1 protein-coding gene and 1 pseudogene are annotated in these 874 nt (G+C 61.7%); both read right to left on the minus strand.

Annotation, left to right across the window (positions count from 1 at the left end; genetic code table 11):
- A pseudogene (locus tag EN906_RS35670) lies at positions 1-192 on the minus strand (peptide ABC transporter substrate-binding protein); the annotation flags it as partial.
- Between the two features lie 244 nt (positions 193-436).
- Positions 437-874 (minus strand): enolase C-terminal domain-like protein (locus tag EN906_RS35675; RefSeq protein WP_164777684.1); only part of this gene is annotated, 438 nt, incomplete at its 5' end.

An 874-nucleotide genomic window follows, 5' to 3' on the forward strand; every position in this document is an offset into this window, starting at 1 on the left:
CGACGGCATGCCGCCGAGGCCGGCGGCCATGCCGATACGGCCCAGCAGCGGCAGCGACAGGCCGAGCAGGCTGCCGTGACGGACGAAGTCGCGGCGGCTGACACGACCGTCGACAAGGCCGTCGATCAGGTGATTTTCAAGCGGCGTGCGATTGCGCCGGATCAGGTCGAGAATGCCAAAGTTCTTGCTCATGGGTTTTTACCCTTTCCCCTATTTCTTATGGTTGACGAAATTTCGTGGATTGCTCCATTTTTCGGCCGCCAGAGAGGTCTGTCGACCGAAACCTTAGCATGCGGTTTTGTCCGGTCCATCCAGTCGTGGCGTGGACGCGCCGGCTTCCTGGCTGCACTGCTCCATCGTCTTGTCCAACCTTCCTGACCGAAGTCGCGCGGTTGGCTTCTCGTCTCTTGGCCGCTGTCTGGCCGGCTGCCGCCGTCTAGTTCAGCGGCAAACGGCGATAGGTTCCGGGCTTTGCCGGGTCATGATACTTGTTGCACGGTCCTTTCTCGGTAAAGTCTCTGTGACAGGCAGCGAGGTTTTCGCGCGACAAGGTGACGCCGAGACCAGGACCTTCCGGAACGCGCACGAAATTGTTTCTCGGCGAAAACGGCCCTTCCTCGGTGACATCCATCGGCAGCATGCGAAACAGCGACTGGTTCGGCTCCCTGATCCAGCCAAGTGCCGCGCACAGGTGCAGATAGGCGGCACTGCCGATGCCGCTGTCGCCGCTGTAGCACCAGAAATCGATGCCGGCGTGCTCGCAGGCGCCAACGAAGCGCAGTAGCCGGCCGATGCCGCCATGCGTCGTCGGGTTGCCGACGAACGCGTCCGGAACCTTGGTTTCCATGGCGCGCGCAATGTCGATGTTGTGGGT

Origin of the sequence: Mesorhizobium sp. M7A.F.Ca.CA.004.06.1.1 (genome assembly GCF_003999135.1) — a bacterium.
Lineage (GTDB): Bacteria > Pseudomonadota > Alphaproteobacteria > Rhizobiales > Rhizobiaceae > Mesorhizobium.